Source organism: Rhizobium sp. PDO1-076 (assembly GCF_000247475.1).
In the GTDB taxonomy this organism is placed as follows: Bacteria; Pseudomonadota; Alphaproteobacteria; order Rhizobiales; family Rhizobiaceae; genus Allorhizobium.
This window is the reverse complement of sequence record NZ_AHZC01000060.1, coordinates 1-9,143: the sequence shown is the minus strand read 5'-3', so window position 1 is coordinate 9,143 and position 9,143 is coordinate 1. Positions and strand designations below refer to the sequence as shown.

Genomic DNA, 9,143 nt, shown 5'->3' with positions numbered 1-9,143 from the left:
CGACAAGCTCGTCCCAGTTGGCAGGCTCCTTGCCGCCCGCCTTATCAAGGGCCGCCTTGTTGATCCAGACCCAGTTGGTCGAGTGAACGTTGACCGGCGCTGCGATCCAGTGTCCGTCATATTTCGAGAACTGCTGGAGTGCCGTCGGGATGACCTTGTCCCAACCTTCCTTGGCCGCGATGTCATCGAGATTGCCGAGTGCACCTTCCTTGGCCCAGTCGAGAATGTCGAAACCGAGCATCTGTACGGCGGTCGGCGCATTGCCGGCCGTCACACGGGCGCGCAGGACGGTCATCGCCTCGGTGCCGCCGCCGCCGGCAACCGGCATATCGGTCCAAGCGATCCCCTTACCTTCCAGATCCTTTTTCAGAACGTCGAGCGCCGCAGCCTCACCGCCCGATGTCCACCAGTGCAGAACCTCTACGCCTTCGGCCGCGCGGGCACCGCCGTGCGTCACTCCCAGTGCCAATGCCATTGCTGCCGTCGTCATCAAAAACTTGCGCATCGTATCCTCCCGTTTGCAAGTCAACATCGCGGGACAATTCCCCGCTTTCCCAAGCCAACCGTCGATAAGAACAGTCGGCAACTCCTCCCACGGCAATGTGCCGCCAACCAATTTAAAACGTTACAAATTGCGCAGAGTCAAGATCTCCAATTGGCCTCGAAATCACATCAGATCATGATTAACTTGCCGCAATGCAGCAAATTCGCGCTGAACAACTGACGAAGCGTGAAGAATTGGAAACGTTTTAAATTCTACGCAGGACGCATTGTCCGAGCACGGGTCTCGCGCTATCGTCACATCGAATTTCATCCGAAAAGCAGTACCCGCGTGCCGAAAGAAATAACCTCCCCGACCAGCAGGCAGCCGACGACCGGAAAAAGGTCCGGCAGGCCGACGCTTCGAACGATTGCCGAGCTTACCGGCCTGGCGGTCACCACCATTTCGCGGGCTCTTTCCGACGACCCGCTCATCAATCACGACACTCGCAAGCGGGTGCGTGAAGTGGCCCTCAGCGTGGGCTATTCGCCGGACAGGGCAGCGCAACGCCTGAAGACTGGCCGCACCAATGTCATCAGCGTCCTGCTCGATCCGCATGAGGAAATCCTCGGCTTTGGCACATCCCTGCTGTACGGACTCACGAAGGCCCTGCAAGGTACGGCCTATCATCTGATCGTCATGCCCAATTTCGTCGACACGTCGAATGTGGAGGCGGTCGACTACATCGTTCGCAACAATCTCGCCGACGGCCTGATATTCACCCGCACGGAACAGCTCGACACTCGTGTGCGCCTGCTGCTGGAAAACAACTTTCCCTTTGTCAGCCACGGCCGCACGGAGTTTTCCACGCCGCACCCCTATGTCGACTACGACAACTATGCCTTCGCCTACGAGGCAGCGCGCCGCCTGATCGCCAAGGGACGGCAAAAGCTGACGATCATCCTGCCTTCCCGCCGCCTGACCTTCAGCCAGCATATGCTGCATGGGTTCATGACCGTTGTCCGCGAGGCGGGCGTCGCCTATGAACTTCCTGACAACATCACGCTCGATTCCGCAGCCGGAGAGGTGCGCGACCACTTTCGCGCCCGGGCGCAGCAGCCGGACAGCCCGGATGGACTGATCTGTCCCGGTGAAGTCTCTGCCATGGCGGCGATCACCGGGCTCAACGAGTCCGGTTGGGCGCTTGGCAAGCACTATGACATGGTCGCGAAACAAACCTCGCGACTGTTGTCCGATATCCAGCCCGGCGTCGAGACCATCTACGAGGATCTTACGGCCGCCGGCGAACAACTCGGCCGACTTCTGATCCGTCGTATCGCCGACCCGCATGCGACGGACATGCAATTGCTGATGCCGCCGCAGATCGGCTTTGCCACTTCCGGCCATTGATCCGGCCGTTGCCCATCGATTTCGCGTAGATACTTTGGCCATTGCCAATCCTCCCAGAAACGCCTCAGGCGCGCGGCATCCACCAGTTGGTACGGCTGCCGATATGCATATTCAGCGTCTTGGTCTCCGTATAGTCCTCGACGGCATGGCGACCGAGTTCCCGGCCGAGGCCTGACTGTTTGTAACCGCCGAAGGGAAGTTCCGAGGCACCGTCCATGAAGGTGTTCATCCAGACGGTCCCGGCACGCACATTGCGACCGACCGTTAGGCACGTGTCGAAATCCCGGCTCCAGACCCCGGCCGAAAGGCCGTAGTCGATGGAATTGGCAATTTTGATCGCCTCCGTCGTCGTCTCGAATGTCAGAACCGACAGCACCGGACCGAAGACCTCCTCACGGGCGACGGCCATGTCGGGTGTCACGCCCGACAGGATCGTCGGCGCCATGAACTGGCCCATGCCGAAGTCGAGCGTCTGGCCACCATGGGAGATTGCAGCACCGCTCTCTGTCGCGCCGCAGACATAACGCGAGATCTTCTCGAGATGCTGTGGCGTGATGATCGCACCGACCTGGGTGGTCGGATCAAGCGGGTCGCCAACGCGCACCTTCTTCGACAATTCTGCAATGCGCGCAACCACATCGCCGGCAATGCTCTTGTGCAGAATGAGCCTGGAACCGGCATTGCAGCACTCGCCGGCATTGAAGTAGGCACCGAAGACGGCCGCATCGACGAAAGCGTCAAGGTCACAATCCGGAAAGACGATCTGCGGGTTCTTGCCGCCGAGCTCCAGCGAGACCTTTTTCAGCGTCTCTGCTGCGTTTCGCATCGTCAGTTTGCCGACACCGGTCGAACCGGTGAATGACACCATGTCAACATCGGGATGCGCGGTGAGAACGGCGCCGACCTCCGGGCCGGTTCCCGTAACGATGTTGACGACACCTGGCGGCACCCCCGCTTCAAGCAGGATCTCGCCCAGCACGATGGTCGACCCAGAAGACAGTTCGGATGGTTTGACCACGGTGGTACAGCCGGCCGCCAGAGCGAAGGGGAGTTTCTGGCCGACGATCAGAAACGGAAAATTCCATGGCGTGATAATCGAGACGACCCCGATCGCCTCGCGCAGCACGACACCGAGAGTGCCATCTCCCAGCGTATTGTAGCTTTCGCCATGCAGGTCGCGGGCAAGGGCCGCAGCATAACGCCAAATGTCGACGGAACCGGCGATTTCACCGCGAACCTGGCTGATCGGCTTGCCGGCCTCGATCGCATCGAGATAGGCAAGTTCTTCGGCACGCACGGCGATAAGATCCGCGGCCTTCAGCAGGATGGCGGAACGCTCGGAAGCGGTCATGCGTGGCCATGGGCCCTCATCGAAAGCCTTGCGCGCAGCGGCGATGGCCCGTTCCGCATCGGCCTTGCTTCCCGCCTGGAAACGGCTGACGATGACGCCATGGCTTGGTGCCACGCGCTCGATTGGCGCATCCCCGCCCTCTACCCACTGACCATCAATCAGCATCTTGAAGTCGCGCGCGTTCGTGTCGCTCAGCGCTTTCGGGCGCACCAGGACTGTCATTACCATTCTCCCTTGAAATGTGGCGGGCGCTTTTCGCTGAATGCGGATACGCCTTCTTTGAGGTCGCCAGTCTTTGCCGCCAGAATAGATCCGAGCGCTTCTACTGCAGCGCCATTGTCTTCGCCGCTCGAAACAGCAATCATCAGCTTGACCACTTCAAGCGCTGCAGGACCGCGATCAGCAACCCGCCTCGCATAGTCTTTCGCTGCGGCAACAGCGTTTCCGGTCGCGGTCACACTATCGACGATGCCGAGTGTATGGGCCTGTTCAGCCGTGAAGATCTCGCCGCCAAGTGCCATGCGGCGCACCGCCTGCGCACCGAAGCGCTTCACCAGCCTCTGCGTACCGGACCAGCCGGGCACCATGCCAAGCCCAGTCTCGGGAAGACCAAGCCGGATCTGCTCTTCGGCGATCCGGATATCGGCAATACCGGCAAGCTCCAGACCACCGCCCAGTGCATCGCCGTTGATCGCCGCGATCAGTGGCATGCGCAGCGTTGCCAGCCTTTCGAACACACGGTGACCGTGGCGGACCCAGGCGTGGCCGAATTCTTCCGGCCGCATGCCGCCCCAGGCCTTGATGTCGCCGCCGGCGCTGAAACCTTTGCCTTCACCGGTGAGGACGGCGGCGCGAATCTGGCCATTCGCCTCCACTTCGTCTGCGGCATCGGTGAGCGCTTGCAGCATGTCCAGGTCGAGCGCATTGCGCTTTTCCGGCCGCGACACTGTGAGTATCGCCACATGCTCCTCGATATCGATCCGGACCGTACCGCTAGCCATGGAAACGACCCTCCAGAACACGGGGCGCCTTGGTCGGCAGATCAAGGCCGATACGGCCTGCGCCAAAGAGCGCCGCATCCATCGTCTTGAGATCCGGGGAAACCGCCAGCTGGAATTCCGACTGGTCGAAAATATCTGTCTGAAGGTCGATACCCGGCGCGACCTCGGTCAGCATGATACCGGCCTGCGTCAGCTTCATTACACAGCGCTCCGTGACATAGGTGATGTCCTGACCCTGTTCGATCGCACGCTTGCCTGAAAAGGTGACATGTTCGACTTCGTTCACCAGTTTCTTGAGCTTTCCTTCCTTCTCGATCACCAGCTTGCCGGCATCGATGCTAAGCTTTGCGCCGGCGTTGAACATGCCGGAAAAGACGATTTTGCGAGCTCTGGCCGTGATGTCGACAAACCCGCCCGCCCCTGCCGTCACATGCGGGCGGAAGGACAGCTTTGAAACGTTGACGGAGCCATGCTTGTCGATCTCCAGGAAGGAAAGCAGCGAGGCATCAAAGCCGCCGCCCTGGAAATAGGTGAACTGGTAAGGCGACGGCATGTAGGCATCGGCATTCGACGCACAGCCGAATGCAAAATCGAGAAGCGGCACGCCCCCGACAGCGCCCTGTTCGATCACCCAGGTCACCGCCCCATGCAAACCTTCTTCCATCAGGATGCGCGGTACATTGGCAGAAATGCCAAAGCCGAGATTGACGCAGCTATTGGCCTGCAACTCCTGCGCCACGCGCCGAGCAATCACCTTCTGGATGTTGAATTCCGGCAAGCTGAACGTCTCCAGCGGACGGAAGATCTCGCCGGAGATCGCCGGATCGTAGACGGTTTGCGTCGTCTGCTTCTGGTCGGGATCGACCACGATGTAATCGACAAGCATACCGGGCACACGCACATCATGTGGCTTCAGCGAGCCCTCTTTGGCAATTCGCTTGACCTGGGCGATGATGATGCCGCCATTGTTGCGGGCGGCGAGCGCCTGGTCGAGACCGCCGAGATAGGCGCCTTCGTGTTCATAGGTCAGATTGCCATGCTCGTCGGCGGTAGTTGCCCGGATGATGGCCACCTGCGGGATGATCGACGGGAAAAACAGCCATTCTTCACCCTCGAATTCAACGCGCTTCACCACCGGCTCGCCGGCGGCGGCCGCATTCATGGCACATCCCTGGCGTCGCGGGTCGACGAATGTGTCCAGCCCGACCTTTGTCAAGACGCCCGGACGCTTGGCGGCCGCCTCGCGGTGCATGTCGAATAGAATGCCCGAAGGAATGTTGTAGGCCGGTATTTCGTTTCCGGTGATCATCTGCCAGATCAGCGGCGGCTCTGCTGTCGAAGGGCCCGATGGATAGGAGCCGCCGAGAATACGCTTCAGCAGCCCTTTCCTGGCGATGTGGTCGACACCCTTGATACCGCTCATGTCGCCGGCGGCAATCGGATGCAGCGTTGTAATGTCGCGCGGATGGCCGGTAGCCTCAAAACGCTCACCGATGGCCTTCAGCATCACGTCCGGGCAACCGAGGCCACTTGACGATGAGACGGACACCACGACCCCATCCGGGATCAAGTCTGCGGCTGCGGCGGGGGTGATATGCTTGTTCATGGCGGCTCTACTCAAAGTCCGGTTTCAACGTTTACGGCGCGGCCGGACCTCGCGGCCTCGACAACCGCCAAGCCTGTCGCCAACGACCAGATGCCGTCATCGCCGGTAGCCGACGGCCTGCCCTTGCCGGCAATTGCGGCATGGAAGGCTTCAATGCCCGCCTCGTAGAGATTGCGGTTTCCAAGCTTGAGTGGCAGTTCGCCATCAGCATTGCGAAGCATGACGGAACCAATAGGACGCTGGGTCATGACGTTGCGGGCGACAAGGGAGCCCTCCGTGCCATGAACTTCAAAGCCGGTCTCTGCAAACCGGGTGGTAAAGCCATCGTGGAACTGAGCAAGGATGCCATCCTCAAAACGCATGACACCCATGACCGCATCCTCAAGGCCTTGCCGGCCCATGCCGCCGGATTGCGAAAATGCCGTCACCTCGAGCGGATTGCGACCCAAAACGAAGCGCAGCGTGTCGGCGTCGTGCACGGTGATATCGAGAATGACCCCGCCGCCAGCAGACGGCCTGTCGAGACGCCAGCCCTGCAGATGCGGCGGCAGATAGACGGCATGAAAGACACGGGCAGCAAGCGGCTGGCCGATCATGCCAGCGGCGATCGCATCGCGCATGGCAATGTGGCTGGACGCATTGCGCAGATGGTGATTGGTTGCCAGAATGACACCGGCCTCACGAGCACATTTCACCATCGCATGCGCATCCGTAAGGGTCATCGCAAGCGGCTTTTCGCAAAGTACATGCTTTCCGGCCCTGGCTGCAGCAATGGCCTGCTCGCAATGCTTCTCGTTGGTCGTCGAGATGTAAACGGCGGCAATTGCCGGATCGGCCAGCAGAACAGACAGATCGGCGGTCGACTGCTCAATCCCATTTTCCCGCGCATAGGTTTTGGCGCGTTCTGCATCCGAGCTCATCACCGATACGACCTGGCCACGAGTCGCGCGGAACGCGCCGATCACCCATTCGCGTGCGATGGTACTGGCACCGACCAGCCCCCAACCTATCGTCATGATGCTTGACTCCCAGAACCAGCTTTCGTCGCTCCGCAGCTCTCCCGGACGACGAGACGAACAGCCCCCACCAGGGATTCCGGTTCCGGCTTCCCGGCATTGATCTGCTTGAGGAGAAGCTGCGCGGCGCGGCGGCCCATGCCTTGCGGATCGACGGATATCGTTGTCAGCGCAGGCACAGTCGATTTGGCTTCGATGACGTCATCGAAGCCAACCACAGCAAAATCAGCACCCGGCTCCAGCCGATGGGACCTCAGGCCGTCGCAAACCCCGAAGGCGACCGCGTCGTTGAACGACACGCAGGCGGTAGGCCGATCGGCTATGGACAGGGCACGTCCCAGGGCCTCCACTCCCCCGGCGCGCGATGGCGCAGACGGAAAGACGAGCTCTTCGTCAAAACCAAGACCGGCTGCAATCAAGCCGTCCCGGTAACCTGCCAGACGCTCGTCGAAGATGGACATATCAGGGAAGCCACCGAAAAAGGCGATGCGCCTGTGGCCGAGCGAGGCCAGGTGCTCGACGGCGGCATAGATACCGGCATGATTGTCAGACGTAATCGAGGAGACTTTGGAGCCCTGAATGTTGCGGACCATTAGCACGACCGGAATTCCGGCATTGACGAGGGGTTTGAAATCCGCAGCCTTCGAGCCGCGCGCCGGCGACACGATCAATCCTGAAATGCCATGCTCGCGCATTGATGCGATCACCTCGAGCTGGCGATCGACGCTTTCATTTGTATTGGCGAGAAACTGCACAAATCCAGCCGATTGCACAACCATGTCGACGCCAACCGCGACCTCAGCGAAGAAGCCATTGGTCAGATCATTGACGACAACGCCGACGATCCTGGACTTTGCGCTCGATTGGCGAAGGTTTGCTGCACCGCGATTGTAGACATAGCCCAGCTCCCGCATCACAGCCGTCACCTTGGCGCGCGTCACTTCATTAACCAGCGACGACCCCTGCAGAACAAGGGACACCGTGGACTTGGAAACACCCGCTGCTTTCGCAATGTCGATGACGGTTACCCGTGCTGCACTCATCAATTCCTCCCGCGAACCTTCGCAAGTCCATCTTCACTATTTGGAACGTTCCAATTCGTCAAGGGAAAAATCAAGCTGCGATATTTGGCTATCCGCACCCCAGCAAAGACAGGAATCAACTACCGCACAATGCATTTATGTACTAAAATCGGCTCATTTACTCGGCATACCGCAAACTGACTAGCAAACTTGAGCGAGTATCCATCTTGAAATTTGGAACGATCTAAATTATTGGCGGTTGGCACGGACGAGGAGAACAGCCATGACCCTGACATTAAACCTGCCTGCTGCGGACGGAACCGCCACCCCATACAGGCTTGTCGGAACACCGATCGAGAAACCCACCAGCCGACCGAGCTTCAATCGCATCGCCTATGCCGCCGCCCATGTCGCCTCGGCCCCGCTCATTGATCGCGACCCCTGGAACCGGCCCGCGATCGACTGGGACACGACTATGGCTTTCCGCCACCATCTCTGGAGCCTCGGCTTCAAGATCGCCGAGGCCATGGACACCTCCCAGCGCGGCATGGGCCTGGACTGGATTGGCGCGCAGGAACTTATCCGCCGCTCTCTGGCGGAGGCAAAGGCCGTCGAGGGCGCCGATCTCGCCTGCGGTGTCGGGACGGATCATCTGGCACCGGCGGACACGCGATCAATCGACGACGTGATCGCCGCCTATGAAACACAACTCGAATACGTGGAAAAATTCGGCGGCCGCGCCATCATGATGGCAAGCCGCGCACTGGCCCGCGTTGCAGTGTCGGCAGACGACTACATCAAGGTCTATGGCCGGATCCTCTCCCAGGCGAAGGAGAAGGTCGTGCTTCACTGGCTCGGCGACATGTTCGATCCCCAGCTTGCCGGCTATTGGGGCAGCAGCGATTTTGAACAAGCGCTCGACTGCGTGCTGAACATTATCTCTGAAAACAGGGACAAGATCGAAGGCATCAAGATCTCGCTTCTGGAAAACAGTAAGGAAGTAGCGCTGCGCGACCGGTTGCCGCAAGGCGTACTTTGCTTCACCGGCGATGACTTCAACTACGCTGAGTTGATCGAAGGCGACGGAAAGCGCCACAGCCACGCCTTGCTCGGCATTTTCGATGCGGTCGCCCCTTCGGCATCCAAGGCGCTTGCCTGCCTTGCCAGCGGCGACGCGAAGACATTCCGTGCCGTTATCGAACCCACAGTCCCCTTGTCGCGAAAAATCTTCGAGGCTCCAACGCAGTACTATAAGG

The 9,143-nt window shown here is 59.9% G+C and carries 8 protein-coding genes; 2 read left to right on the top strand and 6 right to left on the bottom strand.

Translation table 11 applies throughout. From position 1 onward, the window contains the following. A partial coding sequence (locus PDO_RS05220; RefSeq protein ID WP_007598764.1) for an ABC transporter substrate-binding protein occupies positions 1-505 on the bottom strand: 505 nt, incomplete at its 3' end. A 327-nt stretch (positions 506-832) separates the two neighbouring features. On the opposite strand from PDO_RS05220, the gene PDO_RS05215 reads away from it, so the two are divergent. Further along, positions 833-1,891, top strand: coding sequence for a LacI family DNA-binding transcriptional regulator (locus PDO_RS05215; RefSeq protein WP_007598762.1), 1,059 nt, complete (start codon positions 833-835; stop codon positions 1,889-1,891). A gap of 64 nt (positions 1,892-1,955) precedes the next feature. Here the strand turns inward: PDO_RS05215 and PDO_RS05210 are convergent, their stop codons facing one another. From PDO_RS05210 to PDO_RS05190, 5 genes are read right to left on the bottom strand one after another with little or no spacing between them, the layout of a single operon-like run. Next, positions 1,956-3,464: an aldehyde dehydrogenase family protein gene (locus PDO_RS05210; protein WP_007598760.1), complete on the bottom strand. Its 1,509-nt coding sequence runs from the start codon at positions 3,462-3,464 to the stop codon at positions 1,956-1,958. Next, entirely contained in the window at positions 3,464-4,243 is a 780-nt protein-coding gene (locus PDO_RS05205) for an enoyl-CoA hydratase/isomerase family protein (RefSeq protein ID WP_007598758.1), read from the bottom strand. Before PDO_RS05205 ends, PDO_RS05210 begins: the two co-directional genes overlap by 1 nt. After that, positions 4,236-5,849, bottom strand: a complete 1,614-nt coding sequence (locus PDO_RS05200; protein ID WP_007598755.1) for an acyl CoA:acetate/3-ketoacid CoA transferase — start codon at positions 5,847-5,849, stop codon at positions 4,236-4,238. Before PDO_RS05200 ends, PDO_RS05205 begins: the two co-directional genes overlap by 8 nt. 11 nt (positions 5,850-5,860) lie before the next feature. Continuing rightward, on the bottom strand, positions 5,861-6,865 hold the full coding sequence (locus PDO_RS05195; protein WP_007598754.1) for a Gfo/Idh/MocA family protein: 1,005 nt from the start codon (positions 6,863-6,865) through the stop codon (positions 5,861-5,863). Then, positions 6,862-7,908, bottom strand: coding sequence for a LacI family DNA-binding transcriptional regulator (locus PDO_RS05190; RefSeq protein WP_007598753.1), 1,047 nt, complete (start codon positions 7,906-7,908; stop codon positions 6,862-6,864). The genes PDO_RS05195 and PDO_RS05190 overlap by 4 nt, the downstream gene beginning before the upstream one ends. A gap of 262 nt (positions 7,909-8,170) precedes the next feature. On the opposite strand from PDO_RS05190, the gene PDO_RS05185 reads away from it, so the two are divergent. Further along, positions 8,171-9,143 (top strand): dihydrodipicolinate synthase family protein (locus PDO_RS05185; RefSeq protein ID WP_007598752.1); only part of this gene is annotated, 973 nt, incomplete at its 3' end.